The organism is Actinomycetes bacterium (assembly GCA_022396035.1).
Classification (GTDB): domain Bacteria; phylum Actinomycetota; class Humimicrobiia; order Humimicrobiales; family Humimicrobiaceae; genus Halolacustris.
Map to the genome: position 1 here is coordinate 1 of JAIOXO010000015.1, position 17,930 is coordinate 17,930.

A 17,930-nucleotide genomic window follows, 5' to 3' on the forward strand; every position below is an offset into this window, starting at 1 on the left:
ATTACCCTGGCTCTCAGCCCCCAGGATTCAGAGAAACTGGTATTTACGGAAGAAATGGGCCTGGTATGGCTGGCATTACTTCCTGTCGATGGCATAGAAGAAGAAGAGACTCCAGGAAGTACATTTAAAAATATTTTAGATTAGGTGCAGGATAATTATGAATAAGATCCCGGTAGCAATAATAGATAAAGAAGAACTGAATATAAAAAAAATTGAAAAGCTTTTAGATAATATATCGGACCTGAATATAATTCATAGAAGCAGAAGTGTAAACGATCTGGAAATATTACTCCAGGAAAGCTCTCCCATATTAGTGTTTGTGGGCCCTGCCATACAGCTTGAAGATATTGGAGAAATTTTGCAGACCTACAGTTCCGCCCTTAATACAGTAAAAGTTATATTGCTGGCAAAGGATACCTCTGCCGAGCTTTTAAGAAAAGCCATAAAATTAAATATTCATGATGTCCTCGAATTTCCCTTTACCTATGATGAACTTAAGGAATCCATAAAGAGGGCAGAGAACCTGTTTGCCAGCGCATCACTGGCCAGGAACAGCCAGGAGGCAAAAACAAAAGATTTTACAAAAGAAGGCCACAAAAAGATCATGGTATACAGCCCCAAGGGAGGTTCGGGCAAATCCTTTATAGCCACCAATCTGGCCATAGCATTACATAACCAGACCAAAAAGGATGTTACAGTTTTTGACATCAACTATCAGTTTGGGGACATAGCACTGCTGCTGAACCTTTATCCCCGGCATACTGTTTATGATGTGGTATCGGCAATGGACAGCCTGGACAAGGAAATGCTGAACAGTTTTTTAACCCCCCATGAGTCCGGGATTAAAATACTTCCTGCCCCTATTGACCCATCCCAGGATGAATCAATAAGTACTGGGGATACTTTAAAAATTTTAAAGATGCTGGCTGAAGTATCTCCGTATCTGGTTATAGATGCACCATCAATGTTTTCAGATACCATATTGTCGGTAATAGATGAAACTGACTACCTTTGCCTGGTGGCCAGCATGGATGTACCCAGCATAAAAAATTTAAAAATATCTCTTCAGGTGCTGGATAAGCTTAAGTTCCCCCGGGGCAAAATATTTATAGTTCTTAACCGGGCAGGCAGCAAGGTGGGTATTACTTTAGACGAGATAGAAAAAACCATAGGAAGAAAGATTGATGTTGCTGTTCCCAGCCACCGGATAGTTCCGGTGACTGTAAATAAGGGCATACCGGTAGTAATTGATTCCCCCCGGTCTGCAGTAAGCAAAAGCATAAACCGTTTGGCCAAGCTGCTGCTTACTTCCAAGCTGGAACAGAGAGAATTGATATTTTCTTAAAAAAGGAATGATTTATGGGTTTACAGGAAAGAATAAAAAGAGTACAGAGTTTTGAAAATGATCTTGAGGTAAAAAATGAAGAGCATGCCTCGGCCAGAAGCAAGCTTATAGATGAGGTAAAGCAGGATATACATTTAAGGCTGATTGAAAAATTATCGGATCAGATATTTAAAAAGAATATCAATGATACCGAGCTGAGGCTAAAAGTAAGAAGAGAGGCCCAGAGTTTTTTAAATGAAAATACAACTCCCCTGACATCGGATGAAAGGCAGAAAGTAGTTGAAGCATTGATTGATGATGTAACCGGCTATGGTCCGGTAGAAGAGTTTTTAAAAGACGGGGAGATTACAGAAATAATGGTAAACGGGCCGGATAAGATATACATTGAAAAATATGGAAAAATTTACAGGACTACCAAATCCTTTCTGGACCAGGCCCATTTGCTCAGGATAATAGATAAAATTGTTTCCAAAATTGGCAGGCGAGTAGACGAGTCTTCACCGTATGTGGATGCCAGACTGCCTGACGGTTCCAGGGTTAATGTAATAATACACCCCCTGGCCTTAAACGGGCCCTTTTTAACCATAAGAAAGTTTGCTGCTGACCCCTTTACTATGGAAAATTTAGTGGAAATGGGAACCTGTACAGAAAAAGTGGCAACCTTTCTGGAAGCCTGTGTCAGGGGAAGGTTAAATATTATTTCTTCCGGGGGTACCGGTACCGGAAAGACCACCACGTTAAATGTTTTATCTTCTTTTATCCCTGATGATGAAAGAATAGTAACCATAGAAGATTCAGCAGAGCTTCAACTGCACCAGCCTCATGTGGTCAGGCTGGAATCGAGGCCGCCCAATATAGAGGGGGAGGGAGAAGTAACCATAAGGGACCTGGTAAGAAACTCTCTCCGTATGAGACCCGACCGGATTATAGTGGGCGAGGTCAGGGGAGGAGAAGCCCTGGACATGCTCCAGGCTATGAATACCGGGCATGACGGCAGTATTTCTACCGTACATGCCAATTCAACCAGGGACGTGCTTTCCAGGATTGAAACTATGGTGCTGATGGCTGGTGTAGATCTGCCCATAAGAGCCATAAGGGAGCAGGTATCTTCAGCTATCAACCTTATAGTCCATCTTAACCGTCTAAAAGACGGTACCAGGAAGTTTGTAAAGATTACTGAAGTTCAGGGCATGGAGGGGGATATAATTACCCTACAGGATTTATTTTTATTTGATTTTTCCATGGGTATGGACCAGAGCGGCAAGTTTAAGGGCTATATTAAATCTACCGGCCTCAGGCCTAAATTTTTAGAGAGGCTTCACGATATAGGGGTAGACCTGGATCCGCAAATATTCGAAAAAGAGATTTAAAAATGAAGGTATTTAAATACTTTTTTATCTTTTTTATCTTTTTATTCATGTTTGGCACTTCCAGTGCTGTCTATGCTCAGGAAAGCCAGGAAATAAATATACAAAAAATAGATATTGACCAATTTCCTGAAATTGATGCTTTTCTAAATTTCCCCACCGGTTCTGAACTGGGAGCTCTTGATCTGGATGAGAAAAATTTTAAGGTTTTAGAAAACGGCCAGGATGTTGAAGGCTTATCGGTTACCAGGGTAGCCCAGATTGAAGAACCTATTGGAGTGGTTCTGGTAGTAGATACCAGCGGGAGTATGGAGGGCGAACCAATTGAAGATGCTAAGAATGCTGCTTCAGTATTTATGGATGAGATGAGGCCCATAGATGAATTCTCCATAGTGGGTTTTGCCGATGATGTAAAAGTGTATTCTGATTTTACTTCCAGGAGGTTGATTTTAAGGCAGAATTTAGAATCTATGGCAGCAGAGGGGGAAACATCACTTTTTGACGGAATAATTATAGCTTCAAATCAATTTAACCGGAGAGAAGACCTAAGGTACAGGTATATAATTGTATTGTCCGATGGAACCGATACAGTGAGTAAACTGGGAGCAGGCCAGGCCATAGAAGAGGTTAAGCAGTCAGGAGCAGTGGTCTATTCTGTGGTTTTAGAATCTTATGATTTTAATCCGGAAGACCTAAGAAGCATTTCCAGTGCTACCCGGGGGGAATTATTGGTAGCTGCAGGTTCTTCGGAATTGGAGGGACTGTACAGGGAAATTTCTAGAAAAATTAGAAACCAGTATAAAATTTCCTATACCAGCCTATGGCCTAATACAGAACAGATTGAAGTAGAGGTAAGGGTAGGGCAATCAAATCTGGAAGGGGTTGCCCATACAGAATACAGCAACCCTTATTATGCTCCGCCGCCTACCGAGGTAATAGTAGAGAGGCCTTCTGCTTTTCTATCTTTTTTTAAGATTTGGTGGGTGAAGTTAATTATATATGCAGCTATTTTTCTGGGTGCATCCCTGTTTTTATATATTCTGGCGGTTCTGGTTTTGCCTTCCGGAAAACTTCTGGATAAGAGAACTGAATTCTATGGATACAAGCCCAAGGCCAAAAGTACAATTGATGAGGATATGGAAGGAGAAAGCAGGCTGGGCAGGGGCAGGCTGGTTAAATTAGTTCAAAGGCTTGCTTCCAAGCGGGGGTTTATAGAGTTCTTTGACTTAAAGCTGGAACGAGCAGGTATGAGTATACGGGCTTCAGAATTTATAACTCTGCATATTATTGCGGTAGTAATAGCCACCCTGGGTATATACGTTCTATCTTCGAACATACTTATTACAATTTTAATAGTAGTCATTATTATATTTTTACCCTTTTTGATTTTAAATTATAAAAGTGAAAAGAGGCTGCAAAAGTTTAACCAGCAGCTTCCGGATACCCTTCAGCTTATAAGCGGATCATTGAAAGCCGGCTATAGCTTTAACCAGTCTTTAAGCATGGTGGTAGATGAAACAGCGCCACCGATATCTTCTGAATTTAAAAAGGTGCTAAGCGAAATAAGGATGGGTCTTCCGGAAAAAGAAGCGCTGGGTAATATGCTAAGCAGGATAGGAACCGAACACTTGAAATGGGTGGTTATGGCGGTAAACATTCAGAGGGAAGTTGGCGGTAACCTGGTGGAGGTTCTGGAAACAATTTCCAAAACTATCAGGGAAAGGGATGCAGTGCTCCGCCAGATAAAAGCGCTTACTGCTGAAGGAAAGCTTTCTGCTATCATCTTGATTGCATTGCCCATACTGGTGGGAGCATTCATTACCATCACTAACCGGGAATATATAAGTTTACTGATAACCAATCCTCTGGGGCTGGTAATGATAGGCGTATCGGTGCTGTTAATGATTATAGGTACCGTATGGATAGTAAAGGTAATAAAGGTTGAATATTAAAGGGGTAATTTAAATGCAGAATATATATTTTTATATCATGCTGGGGTCGGTTTTTCTGAGCGTATTTTTGATAATATTGTTTTCAGGGATGCCTAAAATAGTTAAGCCTACAGACAAGAAGAGGATGGATAAGCTTGATTATTACCAGATGCCTTATTCCCGGGAGGAAAAAAAGATTCCTTCATTTATGGAAAGAGTTGTCTTACCTTTCTTTGGTAAAATTGCAGCGGTAACCAAGAGGCTCAGTCCCTCCAATATAGTAGAAAATACCAGGAGAAAATTAGAACTTGCCGGGGCATATGAAAGGATAAGTGTGGATATGTACCTGGCCATAAAACTACTGTTCCCCGTAGGGATTTTCTTTCTGGATATAATAATATTTATATTTTTTCCTACCAGCTTGTTAGTAAAAATAATACTTCTGGCCTTTATACCCATCTCTTATTTTTTCCCCGATATTTATATGAGCAGCAAGATTTCTGGCCGGCAAACTGAGATAAGAAAGACACTGCCCAATGCCCTGGACCTGTTAACCATTAGTGTTGAAGCAGGAATGGGTTTTGACCATGCCCTGGCCAGGGTTGCCGGCAATATCAAAGGCAGCCTGGGAGATGAATTAAATAAAATGCTTCACGAAATCCAGCTGGGGTTCTCCCGAAAGGATGCTTTCAGAAACCTTAACCGCAGGACTGAAGTAGAAGACCTCAATACCTTCATAGTGTTAATGATACAGGCAGAAACATTTGGAATATCGGTGGGAAAGGTGCTTAGAGTCCAGGCAAATGAGATGAGAACAAAAAGAAGGCAGAGAGCTGAAGAAGCTGGAGCCAAAGCTCCGGTTAAACTGGTATTCCCCCTTATTTTCTGTCTTTTCCCTGCCCTGATGACCGTAATTATTGGTCCGGCCGTAATAAGAATACTTGGGGTGCTGGCCCAGATGTCCTCACCGTAGATTTATAGTTGAATAGTAGCCAGAATAATTATAGGATATACAATCATTAAAAAAAATAATAGAGGTAATGGCTACGCAGTACTCAAAAACCATCTCTGAAAAGTTAGATATTTCTGAAAACAGGGTAGAATCCACTTTACAGTTGCTGGAAGACGGCAATACCATACCTTTTATAGCCAGATACAGAAAAGAAGCTACCGGAAACCTTGACGAGACATTGATTCAGGGAATAGAGAAAGAGGCAAAGAAACTGGCCGAGCTGGACAGCAGAAAAGGAACCATCCTCAAAGAGATAAAAAGCCAGGGCAAACTTGAGCCTTCCCTTAAAAAGGAAATAGAAAGTGCAGACAGCCTAACTGAATTGGAAGATCTCTACCTTCCCTTTAAGCCCAAGAGAAAGACCAAGGCCTCTGTAGCCAGGGAAAAGGGGCTGGAGCCACTGGCGAAAAAAATATTTGGCCAATCCGACTTTGACCCTGAGAGTGAGGCTAAAAAATACCTGAATGAAAAAGTGGAAAGCACCGATGCTGCCCTGGAGGGAGCAGGATATATAATAGCAGAATGGATAAATGAAGACAGGGCAGCCAGGGAGCAAATAAGGGATCTGTTTTCCAAGAGGGCCGCGGTAAGGTCAATATCTGCCCAAAAAGATTATGAAGATGCATTAAAATACAAGGATTATTTTGATTATTCTGAACCCCTTTCCACAATAAGCTCGCACCGTTACCTGGCTATCATTAGGGGCGAAAGAGAAGGCTATTTAAGGGTTATGGTATCTCCCGATGCCGAGGAAGGAATTAAAAGGCTAGAAGAAATATTTGTAAAATCATCTAATCCGGCCAGCCGGCAGGTAGAGCTGGCAGTAACGGATAGTTACCGCAGGCTGCTTTCTCCTTCCATGGAAAATGAGTTAAGGAAAGAGGCTAAACAGGTTGCGGATACCGAAGCCATTGCTGTTTTTGCCAATAACCTCAGGCAGCTGCTCCTGGCCCCCGTACTGGGATCTAAAAGGATACTGGCTATTGATCCCGGGTACCGGACCGGATGTAAAGTTGTATGTCTGGATGAGCAGGGAGACTTAATCTATAAACACACCATATATCCACATGCCCCGATTAAAAAAGAAGAGGAAGCGGCAAAAGATATAAAAGATATGGTGTCCAGGTTTAATATAGAAGCCATAGCTATTGGAAATGGCACTGCCGGCAGGGAAACCCGGCAGTTTATAGATTCTTTAGAGCTTTCAGATAAGGTAAGGGTGTTTGTGGTCAGTGAAAACGGTGCATCCATTTATTCGGCTTCAGAAGTGGCCAGGGAAGAATTTCCTGATCATGATGTTACGGTAAGGGGCGCGGTTTCCATTGGCAGGCGGCTGGCCGATCCGTTATCGGAACTTGTAAAAATCGATCCCAAATCCATAGGGGTAGGTCAGTACCAGCATGATGTAGATCAGGGAAGGCTAAAAGAGAGCCTTAACCAGGTGGTCGAGAGCTGCGTTAACATGGTGGGGGTTAACCTGAATACAGCCAGCAGGCACCTGTTGATGTATGTATCAGGGCTGGGTCCCAGGATTGCTGAAAACATAGTGAATTACCGCAGTAAAAATGGGCGTTTTAAAAGCAGAAAAGAGCTCAAACAGGTTCCCAAGCTGGGAGACAAGATATTTCAGCAATGTGCAGGCTTTTTAAGAATCGGGCAGGGAATAAATCCTCTGGACAGCAGCGGGGTACATCCGGAAAGCTACTATCTGGTAGAGAAAATAGCCGGGGATCTGGGAGTAAAAATAGAAGACTTGATAGGGGATAAAAATATTGAACAGAAGATAGATCTGGCCAGGTACGTAGATAAAAATGCAGGGATGCTTACTTTAAAAGATATTGCAGCAGAGCTGGCTAAACCAGGAAGGGATCCCCGGGACACGGTAGATGATTTTGAGTTTAACCGGGATTTAAAAACTATAGAAGACTTAAGCACAGGCATGGTGGTTAATGGTATTATTACCAATATTACTAATTTTGGTGCTTTTGTAGATATCGGGCTAAAAACTGACGGCCTGATACATATATCCCAGATTTCTTCAGATTTTATAAAACACCCCCAGGATGTTGTTAGCATGCATCAGAAGGTTAAGGCCAAAGTAATAGGCATAGACCTGCAGAGGAAAAGAATATCCCTGTCCTTAAAGGATATAAATTAGGATTTAGCCTTAAGCAGGGGGAAAAACATCAACAGTATAATGCTTATCAATGGTACAGCCAGTACAATGTTCATGGTAGCTACCACCCCGATTATATCGGCTGCCCTACCCAGAAATATCATGGTTATAGCTGCTGTTCCGCCACTTAATCCAATTACCAGCGAAGAAGCCAGGCCCAGGTTGGAAGGAAGTATTTCCTGGGAGAGCCTTATGCATACCGGCAGGGTGGATACAAGAAAAAATCCTCCTAAAATATAGAGAATAATAGATAAAAGGCCTTCTGTCCTGAACACCAGGAACAGTAGGGGAAGGCAAAACAGTAGTCCTGCCTGTATAAGGGTGGTGCCTTTTAAGCCCCGGTCATAATAGTATCCGGTGATTATTCCCCCTATGGCTCCTACTACCCCAAAGGCAAGCAGCAGGTACCCTACATTTAAAAGGGTAATATTTCTCTGGGTAAAATACAGGGGTAAAAAGGTAACCAGGGATATCCATATCAGGTCCCTGGAATAAGAGGTAAAAAAGATAATGATTATCAGGCCCAGTTTGGTTTTCTTTATGTTTTTAATCCTGGAGAATATGGTAGGCTGGCCGGGGTCAGGTATTTCTATGTGTGGAGATTGAAGAGTCTTTAGAAGGATCAAGGACATTATGACGCCGGGGATCATGGCCAGGGGAGTAAAAGATAAACCAAGTTTTTCTACTATAAAAATAATAAAAAGGGAGCCGGCCGCATAACCGAGATTACCGCCAAAGGCTATAATGGAGTTGCCCAGGCCCCTTCTTTCTCCACCAAAGTGTCCGGCAATGGAAGCACTGGGAGGATGGAATGCGGATATGGACAGGTTTCCGAAAAAAAGGAAGGCAACAATAAGCCAGTAGGACGGAAGCACTCCCAGAAGGCTTATGAATACTGATGCCAGAAGAGGGCCCATTACCATAAAATACTTGGTTCCATGCCGGTCTGAAAGCAGCCCGAATACCGGCTGAGTAAAGCTGTTGGCAATATAATTGGTAGAAGTAAGTATGCTTACCAAAAACAGCGACAGATCAAATTTTACAGCCAGAACCGGAATCAGTCCTACAATAAAACTGGCATACAGGTCGGTTACCAGATGGCTGGTTGCCGATAGTGATACCTGCAAACGGTTAAATTTAAGTTTAGTTTCTACCATAGCAAATGTTGATGGTTTTAGATTTTGATTCTACAACTTTAAAATCAAAAGTAAACTGTTTTACAGCCCCATAAATTAAATAATTTATGGATGACATAAACATATTTGTAATTTTATTTTTTCCCGTTTATTTTATATAATCAATTAGGCCGTGCTAGGCGGGGAGCTAGCGGTGCCCTGTACTCACAATCCGCTACAGTGAGGCTGAATGGCGGTATTGAGGTTTCCTGCAGTAGGGTTTGACCTTGTGCAAGTGGCAATGAAGGCTGGGTCTCATGCGGCGAAGAGTTGCGAACCCCGTCAGGTCCGAGAGGGAGCAGCGGTAAGCAATAAGCTTCGGGTGCCATGAGGAAACCTGGCTGGAGCAAACTGCACAGGGGGCACCTGTTGCGGTAAATCGAATTCCGCTGCACGGCTCTATATTAAGGAGAATTATGGGTTATATTTCATTTTACAGAAAATGGAGGCCACAGGACTTTGACCAGGTAATAGGCCAGGATTATACGGTAAAGACTTTAAAGAACGCAATTTCAAAGGACAGGCTGTCCCATTCATATATCTTTTGCGGGCCCCGGGGGACGGGTAAAACATCCACTGCGCGTATCCTGGCCAAGGCTTTAAACTGTGAAAAAGGGCCTACACCCCAACCCTGCAATAAGTGCAAAAGCTGCATCAGCATATCCGAAGGAAACAATGTTGATGTGGTAGAGATTGATGCCGCTTCCAATAATGGGGTGGAGCATATCAGAGAACTCAGGGAAAAAGTAAAGTATCTGCCCAGCAAACTCAAGAAGAAGGTCTATATAATAGATGAGGTACACATGCTTTCGGTTTCTGCTTTTAATGCTTTGCTTAAAGTTCTGGAAGAGCCGCCTTCTCATCTGGTATTTATAATGGCTACCACCGAGCCCCATAAGGTTCTTCCTACTATCATGTCCAGATGCCAGAGGTTTGATTTCTATCCCATACCGGCAGAAGAAATTATAAAAAAACTTAAGAGGATATCGGAAACTGAAGGTATAACCATAGATGATCAAGCTTTGAATATAATTGCAAAATATGCAGATGGAAGCCTCAGAGATGCAGACGGCATGCTGGAACAACTAGCTTCCTACGGGAGTGACCGGATTACTATTGATGATGTTACTACCCTGTTGGGGGTAATAGATTTTGAGCTGTTGTTTGAGTTTACCGATATTTTAGTGGAAAAGGATGTAAGCCAGGCTATCCTGTTTGCCCACAGGTTGTTTAGCAGCAATCAGGATTTGGGCACTTTTGTGCAGGAATTTTTAGAACATCTTTACCTGCTGTTTGTCTATAAAAATTATGAATATCCCCGGCAGGTAGAAGGTATAACCGGGGATTTTAGCGAAAGATACAGGTCCCAGGCAAACCGGATTAACCCGGAGAATTTAAGTTATTTTATAGATGTTTTTTCCCAGCTTCAAAAACAGGCCCAATACGGGCACCTGGCCAAGACCCTGTTTAAAGTTAACATGGTAAAAGCCCTTACTTATAAAGGCCTGCCGGAAAAGAAACCGGTAGAAGAGCCGGTTGAAAAACCAGCGGCAGAACCCGGGGGAGAAGAGAGCAACGATGCAATATCCCCAAACTGGCTAAAGATTTCCAATCTGGTAAAAAGAGCCAAAATATCTGTTTATGCCATGTTTGCCGAAACCAGTGGCTGTAAGGTAGATAAAAATACCCTGTATTTTTATCTGGACAAAAACAAGGAATGGCACCAGCAACAGCTTAATAAAAAACCAAATATTGATATAGTTACTGCGGCGGTAAAGGAAGCCACCGGTAAAAAATACAAGGTGAAGTTTGTAACCGGCCAAGACCAGGAAGCTGTGGCATTGCCCAAAGACAGGCCGCAGGAGTATGAACAGGAGCAGGACCAGCAAGTGCAGGAGGCGGTAAAAGAGGCCGGACCGGTGCCGGAGGTCTATGATTATTTAAAAGAGAAATTTAAGATAAAGGAGTAAAACATTGGGTATGAATTATGGAAATATGATGAAACAGGCCAAGCAGATGCAAAAGAAGATGCAGGAAATTCAGGAAGAGCTTAAAAAAACTGAGTTTGAGGCTTCTTCCGGAGGCGGGGCAGTAAAAGTAAAGGTAAATGGCGAACAGGAAGTACTGGAAGTAAAGATAAACCAGGATATGGTAGATGCAGATGACCTGGAAATGGTTGAGGATATGGTGGTAGTGGCTATAAACGATGCCCTGTCCAAGTCCAAACAGAAGATGCAGGAAGAAATGGGCGCCCTGACCGGGGGTATGAATATACCCGGCTTATTTTAGAAAGGAAATAAGGTTATGCCTTTATATCTGGAAGCAGTAGAGAATTTAATAAATGAATTCCGCAGGCTGCCGGCCATAGGGCCGAAGTCAGCCCGGAGGATTGTTTTTTATCTGTTGAGCCGGCCTAAAAAAGAAATTGATACGCTGGCAGAAGCGCTGGTAGATATGAAGAATAAAGTCGGTTTTTGCAGGCAGTGCCATAATTTGAGCCAGGGCGATATTTGCCTTATCTGCAGCGACCAGGGCAGGGACAGGAGCAAGATTTGCGTGGTTCAATCACCCAGTGATGTGGCCATAATAGAGTCTACGGGTGAATACAGGGGGCTCTACCATGTGCTGGGAGGCCTTCTGTCACCTATTGAAGATGTAGGTCCGGAACAGATAAAGATACCTTCACTGGTAAAAAGAATTGAACAGGGAGATGTGCGTGAAGTAATACTGGCCCTTAATCCTACGGTTGAAGGTGAAAGCACTGCCATGTATATAAGAAAATTACTGGGTACAAAGGATATAGAGACAACCAGGCTGGCCAGCGGACTGCCGGTAGGCGGAGACCTTGAGTATGCCGATGAGCTGACCCTGGGTAGGGCCATAACCAACCGGGGTAAATTTTAATTATTCATTGACGAATAGAAGAAACAAATAGATAATAAACGGATAAAATTATTGATATCCCATTAAAATGATGAGAACAAAAAGAGATATAATAGTAATGAAGTTTGGAGGAACCTCGGTGGCCGATGCCGCTAAGATAAAGAGGGTAGCCCGGAAGGCGGCTCAGGCCAAAGAATGGGGAAAAGATGTAGTAGTAACTGTTTCGGCAATGGGTTCGACTACCGATGATTTAATAGAACTGGCCGGCCAGATAACCGGCAAGCCTTCCAAAAGGGAGATGGATATGCTTCTCTCTACCGGAGAACAGGTATCCATAGCTCTGCTATCAATGGCCATTCACGAAAGTGGGCATAATTGTGTATCTCTTACCGGAAATCAGGCCGGGATTTTAACCGACAGCATTTATTCCAATGCAAAAATATTGAGCATTAACTGTAACCGTATACTAAAAGAGCTAAAGGAAGGAAAAACAGTTATTGTAGCCGGATTTCAGGGAATTTCGGCAGATAATGATATTACTACCCTGGGCAGGGGAGGCTCAGATACTACTGCTGTGGCTTTAGCAGCAGCCCTTAAAGCCAACTATTGCGAGATATATACCGATGTGGATGGTGTATACACTACTGATCCGAATATAGTCCCGGAAGCTAAAAAGATTCATTCCCTGGGCTATGATGAGATGCTGGAGCTGGCATCATCCGGGGCCAGGGTGTTGCATTTAAGGGCAGTGGAATTTGCAAAAAAACATGATGTAGTTTTGCATGTAAGATCAAGTTTTAATGATATTGAGGGGACGTGGGTAATGGACTTAAAAGATGAAACAATGGAAAGACCGATAATTACCGGAGTATCTTATGATAATAACCAGGTCAAGATTACCGTATACGGTCTGGAAGATAAGCCGGGAATGGCGGCTGACCTGTTTGGACAGCTGGCCGAACAAAATGTTAATGTAGATCTTATAGTACAGAATGTTAGTGAAAAAAACATAGCCACCATATCCTTTACGGTAACTGAAGAGGATATGGATGCGGCGGAGAAGATTTTAAAAGAGATAGGATATAAAAATATTTCAGTGGACCCTGAGGTAGGGAAGGTATCTATAGTGGGGGCAGGCATGCAGACCCATGCCGGTATTGCTTCCAAGATGTTTCAATACCTGGGTGATGAGTCTATAAATATTGAGATGATAAGCACTTCTCCTATAAGGATATCCTGTATTATAAGGAAAGATAAGATAAAGAAAGCAGTGAGAGCCCTGCATGAGGGGTTTGAGCTGGACCAATAAGGCAAAGCATTAGTTTTTGAGCGGGGTGAGTTGATGTGAAGCAGTATAATGTGGCCATAGTCGGGGTTACCGGTGCAGTAGGAAAAGTTTTTTTAGACATACTGGAAGAAAGAAAATTTCCGGTAAAAAACCTTCTGCCCCTGGCTTCTGTCAGGTCTGCAGGTAAAACTATAGAGTTCTGCGGGCAACAGCTGGAGGTTAAGAAACTAAAACCTGACTCATTTAAACAGACTGATATAGCCCTGTTTTCCGCCGGAGCCTCTATAAGCAGGCAATTTGCGCATCATGCGGTCGGCAGCGGAGCGGTAGTTGTGGACAATAGCAGTGCTTTCAGGATGGAAGAAGACATACCTTTGGTTGTTCCGGAAGTAAACAGAGAAAAGATATTTGAACATAAAGGCATCATTGCCAACCCCAATTGTTCAACCATAATCATGACGGTGGCCATAAAACCCATATATGATATCAGCAGAATTGTAAGGATTGTAGTATCCACCTATCAGGCGGTTTCAGGAGCGGGGGCTAAAGCTATAGTAGAACTGGAAGATCAGACCAGGCAGTTGATCTGTGAAAAAAGAAAAGATGTGAAATGCCAGGTATTTCCAGTACAGATTGCATTTAATGTCCTGCCCCACATTGATGTATTTTTGGATAATGGGTATACCAAGGAAGAAATGAAAATGGTAGATGAAACCCGAAAAATTTTTAATGATGACGCTATTAACGTAACTGCTACCACGGTAAGGGTTCCGGTGTTTACCTCCCACTCAGAATCCATTAATTTAGAAACAGAAAAGAAGGTTGATTTAGCTCAGGCCAGACAGGCCATAGAGAATACCCCTGGCTTAACCTTAAAGGATGACTTCAAACAGGCGGTTTACCCCACAGTACTGGACAGCTCAGGGAAAGATTCGGTTTTTATAGGCAGGTTAAGAAAAGATAACTCCCTGCCCAATGGCATTAATATGTGGGCGGTGGGTGACCAGCTTAGGAAGGGAGCGGCCTTAAATGCTATCCAGATTGCCGAGCAGCTGATTAAGGGCTAGTCTTTTTTCTTTATTTTTCTAATATATTCCACCCTTTTTTGCAGGATTTTTTCAAATCCCCTATCAGTAGGGTAGTAATACCTGCGCCCGGTTAGTTTCTGGGGGAGATGATCCTGGTTAACAATACCCTGTTCATAATCATGGGCATATTTATAACCCTTGCCATAGCCAAAGTCTTTCATAAGTTTGGTGGGAGCATTCCTTATATGCAGGGGTACCGGAAGTGCCTGGTACCGGTCAACATCCTTTTTTGCAGACCCGTAAGCTTTATAGACGGCATTGCTTTTGGGAGCAAGGGCCAGGTATACTGCAGCTTCAATTATGGCCAGGTACCCCTCTGGAGGGCCTATAAATTCAAAACTCTGTTTGGCCCATAGAGCAACTGACAGGGCATTGGTGTCCGCCAGGCCTACATCTTCGGCCGCAAACCTTACCAGTCGTCTGATTATGTATAAGGGATCCTCTCCGCTTTCCAGCATCCTGGTTATCCAGTAGGTGGCGGCATCCGGATCGCTTCCCCTTAAACTCTTGTGTACTGCAGATATCAGGTTAAAATGCTCTTCTCCCTGTTTATCGTAGAGAAGGGATTTGGACTGCATAACGTTTTCTACCATTTTTTGGCTTATCTCTAATTTAGAGCCCTCTTTTTTTGCGGAATTGAATGACATTTCCAGTATATTGTAGGCTATTCTGATATCTCCATCAGCGAAATCACTTATAAACTTTAAGGTATCCTCTTCTATCTTTAAATCATATTCCCCATAGCCATTAGCGGGATCATCTATGGCTTTTTTTAAAAGATACAGGATTTCCTCCTGCTCCAGTTTTTTAAGTACAAAAACTTTGCATCTTGAAAGCAGGGCTGAATTGATTTCAAAAGATGGGTTTTCAGTAGTTGCGCCTACCAGAATGATGGTGCCATTTTCAATAAAAGGTAGGAATGCATCCTGTTGTGCCTTATTGAAACGATGTATCTCATCAACAAACAGTATGGTCTTCTGTCCTTTCTGGTCCCGGTTATACTGGGCCTGATCCATAACCTGTTTTATTTGTTTTATTCCCGAGGTTACCGCAGAAAAAGAGATGAATTTGCAATGGGTGGTATTGGCCATGATCCTGGCCAGGGTGGTCTTACCGGAACCGGGTGGACCCCAGAAAATGATGGAGGTGATACTGTCCTGCTTTAACATCTGCTTAATTACTTTGCCTTCTCCCACCAGATGCTGCTGTCCTGCAAAACCATCCAGGGTAAGCGGCCTCATTCTTTCGGCCAGAGGAGGCTTTATATCCTGATTGCCTTTTTCTGAAGGTTGCTTATCAAAAAGAGTCATGGTTTAGCCTGTCATCAGCTTGATATATAATTTCCGGTTTCTGGGGCCGTCAAATTCTGCGAAATAGACCCCCTGCCAGGTGCCCAGGACCAGCTGGGAATTATCAATAATTATATTCAGCTGGGGGCCGAACAGGCTGCATTTGATATGGCTGTCCGAGTTTCCCTCACCATGGCGGTAGCCATCATTGACCGGTATAAGGCTGTTCATCTTCTGGATAATGTCTGAGTTAACTGACGGGTCTGCTGCCTCGTTTATGGTTACCCCGGCGGTGGTATGGGGGACGAATAAGCAGGCCAGGCCATTTTGTATATTTTCTTCTTCTACCAGCTTTCGAACTTCTTCGGTTATATCGATTAATTCTACTCTGCTGGACGTTTTTATTTGTAGAGTATGTAGCATATAATCCTTTCTAGCCTTTGTTTTAATTGTATAGGGTTTTAGCCCACCTTAAAAGCTGTATAAATAATATATTTAAAATTTTAAGTTATGGCAATATTTGGTATATTATTATATGAACTAAAAGCGGTGTATATATGATGAAAAAATTTGATGTAGCAGGAATAGGAAACGCCATAGTGGATGTGGTGGCTAATGTTGATGACAGCTTTCTGGAACTGAACTTGCTTGAAAAAGGGTCCATGAAGCTGGTTGACGAAATTGTGTCTGCTAAAATATGCAATTCCATAAATATATTGGGCAAGGATTGTGGAGGTTCTGCCGCCAATACTATTGCCGGACTGGCCTGCATGGGCAACAGAGCAGCCTTTATTGGAAAAGTCAGTGAAGACAGTTATGGCTTTGACTTTGAGAAAAGCTTAAAGGAAATCGGGGTATTCTATAATACCAGGAAGGCCAAGGACGGTCCCCCTACTGCCCATTGCATTGTTCTGGTTACACCAGATGCCCAGAGGACCATGAATACGTGTCTGGGGGTCGCGGGTTCATTGTGCGCTGAAGATATCGAGGAGGAGGTTATTGAGAACAGCTCCATTATTTATATGGAAGGATATTTATGGGATAAGCCGGAGGCAAAAGAAGCAATCTACAAGGGAATGGAGATTGCAGTAGCCAGCGGCGGTAAAACCGCATTCAGCCTTTCAGATTCTTTCTGTGTTTTAAGCCACCGGGAAGAATTTATGGATCTGGTTTCTAACCAGGTAGATATTCTTTTTGCCAATGAAGATGAAATCAATGCCCTTTTTAAGACCAGGTCTTTTGAAGAAGCAGTGGAAAAATGCAGAAAATTGGATGCAATCTGCGCTCTTACCCGGTCAGAGAAGGGCTCGGTTATAGTAAGCGGGGATAAAGTTGTTTCAGTAGAAAGCAGGGCACCTTCAAAACTGGTGGACACCACAGGCGCGGGGGATCTTTATGCGGCAGGGTTTTTACATGGCTATATTAAAGGGTACAGCCTTGAAGCCAGCGGGGATGCAGGGAGTATAGCAGCCAGTGAAGTTATAAGCCATTTTGGAGCCAGGCTTCAAAAATCTTTAACCCGGTTATTGGAGAACAACAAGTATTTAACTTCAGGGAAAGGTGAATATGGAAGATAAGCAAACAGCGCAGGTAGGAGTTTTTGGAGGTTCGGGGTTCTATTCTTTCTTAGATAAGGCAGAAAAAATAGAAGTGGAAACTCCCTACGGGAGTCCTTCGGATAAGGTTGTGGTGGGAACTGTGGAGGGAATTAAGGTTGCCTTTATTCCCAGGCACGGAAGCAAGCATGATCTGCCGCCCCATAAGATAAATTACCGGGCCAACATATATGCTATGAAAAAGCTGGGAGTAACCCAGATCTTTGGCCCCTGCGCAGTGGGCAGTCTCCAGCCCCATATAAAACCGGGACAGTTTGTTATCTGTGACCAGTTTGTAGACAGGACAAAAGGCAGAATAGATACTTTTTACGATGGCCCCAAAACCATCCATGTTTCGGCGGCCAAACCATACTGCCCCCGGTTGAGCAGGGTAGTTTCAGAAACAGCTCAAAAGATGGGCCTGCAGTTCCATGACAGAGGTACGGTGGTAGTTATCCAGGGCCCCAGGTTCAGCACCAAGGCCGAGAGTAAATGGTTTTCCAGCCAGGGCTGGGAAGTAATTAATATGACTCAATACCCGGAGGCTTACCTGGCCAGGGAAATGGAGATCTGTTATGCCAATATATCCCTGATTACCGACTATGATGCAGGGCTTGAAGATTACCCTGAGATTGAACCGGTATCCAGTGAGGAAATTATAAATATGTTCAAGCAAAATAATGATAAATTGAGGGAACTTCTGTTTAAATCTATACCCCGGGCCGTCACTGAAAGAAATTGTATTTGTTCAACTGCGTTAAAGGATGCTGTAGTTAATTAA

15 protein-coding genes and 1 other RNA gene are annotated in these 17,930 nt (G+C 43.1%); 13 read left to right on the forward strand and 3 right to left on the reverse strand.

Annotated elements, in window-relative coordinates; translation table 11 throughout:
- Positions 1-157 precede the first annotated feature (157 nt).
- The 5 genes from K9H14_05750 (at position 158) to K9H14_05770 (ending at position 7,813) form a co-directional block, all read left to right on the forward strand.
- Positions 158-1,345, forward strand: a complete 1,188-nt coding sequence (locus K9H14_05750; protein ID MCG9479698.1) for a P-loop NTPase — start codon at positions 158-160, stop codon at positions 1,343-1,345.
- A 14-nt stretch (positions 1,346-1,359) separates the two neighbouring features.
- On the forward strand, positions 1,360-2,715 hold the full coding sequence (locus K9H14_05755) for a CpaF family protein (GenBank protein MCG9479699.1): 1,356 nt from the start codon (positions 1,360-1,362) through the stop codon (positions 2,713-2,715).
- Between the two features lie 2 nt (positions 2,716-2,717).
- Positions 2,718-4,664, forward strand: coding sequence for a type II secretion system F family protein (locus K9H14_05760; GenBank protein ID MCG9479700.1), 1,947 nt, complete (start codon positions 2,718-2,720; stop codon positions 4,662-4,664).
- A 13-nt stretch (positions 4,665-4,677) separates the two neighbouring features.
- Entirely contained in the window at positions 4,678-5,616 is a 939-nt protein-coding gene (locus tag K9H14_05765; protein ID MCG9479701.1) for a type II secretion system F family protein, read from the forward strand.
- A gap of 67 nt (positions 5,617-5,683) precedes the next feature.
- Complete coding sequence (locus K9H14_05770; protein MCG9479702.1) at positions 5,684-7,813, forward strand: RNA-binding transcriptional accessory protein; 2,130 nt, start codon at positions 5,684-5,686, stop codon at positions 7,811-7,813.
- Here the strand turns inward: K9H14_05770 and K9H14_05775 are convergent.
- Positions 7,810-8,988 carry an MFS transporter gene (locus tag K9H14_05775; GenBank protein MCG9479703.1) on the reverse strand — a complete coding sequence of 393 codons (1,179 nt, stop codon included), beginning with the start codon at positions 8,986-8,988 and terminating at the stop codon, positions 7,810-7,812. The two genes, K9H14_05770 and K9H14_05775, sit on opposite strands and share 4 nt — an antisense overlap.
- A 149-nt stretch (positions 8,989-9,137) precedes the next feature.
- Between K9H14_05775 and ffs the strand changes: the two genes are divergently transcribed.
- The 6 genes from ffs (at position 9,138) to K9H14_05805 (ending at position 14,244) form a co-directional block, all read left to right on the forward strand.
- Positions 9,138-9,403, forward strand: an RNA gene (ffs, locus tag K9H14_05780) — signal recognition particle sRNA large type.
- Positions 9,404-9,422: 19 nt separating this feature from the next.
- Positions 9,423-10,976 carry a DNA polymerase III subunit gamma/tau gene (gene dnaX, locus K9H14_05785; GenBank protein MCG9479704.1) on the forward strand — a complete coding sequence of 518 codons (1,554 nt, stop codon included), beginning with the start codon at positions 9,423-9,425 and terminating at the stop codon, positions 10,974-10,976.
- Between the two features lie 10 nt (positions 10,977-10,986).
- Positions 10,987-11,295: a YbaB/EbfC family nucleoid-associated protein gene (locus K9H14_05790; protein ID MCG9479705.1), complete on the forward strand. Its 309-nt coding sequence runs from the start codon at positions 10,987-10,989 to the stop codon at positions 11,293-11,295.
- A 15-nt stretch (positions 11,296-11,310) separates the two neighbouring features.
- Positions 11,311-11,910, forward strand: a complete 600-nt coding sequence (recR, locus tag K9H14_05795) for a recombination mediator RecR (GenBank protein MCG9479706.1) — start codon at positions 11,311-11,313, stop codon at positions 11,908-11,910.
- A gap of 97 nt (positions 11,911-12,007) precedes the next feature.
- The gene (locus K9H14_05800; protein ID MCG9479707.1) at positions 12,008-13,198 is read left to right on the forward strand and encodes an aspartate kinase; all 1,191 of its coding nucleotides are present in this window, start codon (positions 12,008-12,010) and stop codon (positions 13,196-13,198) included.
- Between the two features lie 35 nt (positions 13,199-13,233).
- A complete protein-coding gene (locus tag K9H14_05805) occupies positions 13,234-14,244 on the forward strand; it encodes an aspartate-semialdehyde dehydrogenase (GenBank protein MCG9479708.1) in 1,011 nt (336 codons plus the stop codon).
- On the opposite strand, the gene K9H14_05810 is transcribed toward K9H14_05805, so the two are convergent.
- A complete protein-coding gene (locus K9H14_05810) occupies positions 14,241-15,575 on the reverse strand; it encodes a replication-associated recombination protein A (protein ID MCG9479709.1) in 1,335 nt (444 codons plus the stop codon). The two genes, K9H14_05805 and K9H14_05810, sit on opposite strands and share 4 nt — an antisense overlap.
- A gap of 3 nt (positions 15,576-15,578) precedes the next feature.
- A complete protein-coding gene (locus K9H14_05815) occupies positions 15,579-15,977 on the reverse strand; it encodes a secondary thiamine-phosphate synthase enzyme YjbQ (protein MCG9479710.1) in 399 nt (132 codons plus the stop codon).
- A gap of 137 nt (positions 15,978-16,114) precedes the next feature.
- Here K9H14_05815 and K9H14_05820 point away from each other — a divergent pair, with 137 nt between their 5' ends.
- Both K9H14_05820 and K9H14_05825 read left to right on the forward strand, forming a co-directional pair.
- Positions 16,115-17,131, forward strand: coding sequence for an adenosine kinase (locus K9H14_05820; GenBank protein ID MCG9479711.1), 1,017 nt, complete (start codon positions 16,115-16,117; stop codon positions 17,129-17,131).
- Positions 17,121-17,930, forward strand: coding sequence for an S-methyl-5'-thioadenosine phosphorylase (locus K9H14_05825; GenBank protein MCG9479712.1), 810 nt, complete (start codon positions 17,121-17,123; stop codon positions 17,928-17,930). The genes K9H14_05820 and K9H14_05825 overlap by 11 nt, the downstream gene beginning before the upstream one ends.